The following is a 1,145-nucleotide window of genomic DNA, read 5'->3' as shown; positions in this document are numbered from 1 at the left end:
TATTCAATAATTTCACTTACCACGCCGGCGCCCACCGTACGGCCGCCTTCGCGGATCGCAAAGCGAAGCCCCTCTTCCATGGCTACCGGCTGAATCAGCGTCACGTCCATCGTCACGTTGTCGCCCGGCATCACCATCTCTACCCCTTCGGGCAGTTCACAGGAGCCCGTCACATCCGTCGTACGGAAATAGAACTGCGGGCGGTACCCCTTGAAAAAGGGCGTATGACGGCCGCCTTCGTCCTTGCTCAGCACGTAGACCTCACAGGAGAACTTCGTGTGCGGGGTAATCGAGCCCGGTGCACACAGTACCATCCCGCGTTGCAGGTCTTCCTTGTCAATTCCGCGCAGCAGGATCCCGGCGTTGTCTCCGGCCTGTCCTTCATCGAGCATCCGGCGGAACATCTCAATGCCGGTTACCACGCTTTCCATCGGCTCTTCGATAATACCGACAATCTCAATTTCGTCGTTCAGGTGAATCACGCCCCGTTCAATTCGGCCCGTGGCCACGGTTCCGCGGCCGGTAATGGAGAAAATGTCCTCCACCGGCATCAAAAACGGCTTGTCCACGTCGCGGTCGGGCGTCGGGATCGTCTCATCCACGGCGTCCATCAGGTCCAGAATCGCCTGCTCGTGCTCCTCGTCGCCCTCCAGGGCTTTCAGGGCCGAGCCCTTGATCACCGGGATGTTGTCCCCGTCAAATTCGTAGCTGCTCAGCAGCTCCCGCACTTCCAGCTCTACAAGCTCAATCAGCTCTTCGTCGTCGACCAGGTCGGTCTTGTTCATAAAGACCACAATCTCGGGCACCCCTACCTGGCGGGCCAGCAGAATGTGCTCGCGGGTCTGCGGCATCGGGCCGTCCGTGGCCGCTACCACCAAAATCGCCCCGTCCATCTGGGCCGCCCCGGTCACCATGTTCTTCACATAGTCGGCGTGGCCCGGGCAGTCCACGTGCGCATAGTGGCGCTCGTCGGTCTCATATTCCACGTGTGCCGTGGAGATCGTAATGCCCCGCTCCTTCTCTTCCGGCGCATTGTCAATGTCCGCAAACTGCTTGGCAACCCCGCCGTAGTGCTTGGCCATCACCGTCGTGATCGCCGCCGTCGTGGTCGTCTTCCCGTGGTCCACGTGACCAATCGTTCCTAT

1 protein-coding gene is annotated in these 1,145 nt (G+C 60.3%); it reads right to left on the bottom strand.

What is annotated here, in order from left to right; translation table 11 throughout:
- A partial coding sequence (gene tuf, locus FN808_RS18775; RefSeq protein WP_142716156.1) for an elongation factor Tu occupies positions 1 to 1,145 on the bottom strand: 1,145 nt, incomplete at both ends.

Source organism: Fodinibius sediminis (assembly GCF_900182555.1).
Classification (GTDB): Bacteria; Bacteroidota; Rhodothermia; order Balneolales; family Balneolaceae; genus Fodinibius; species Fodinibius sediminis.
This window is presented reverse-complemented; position numbering and strand designations above follow the sequence as displayed.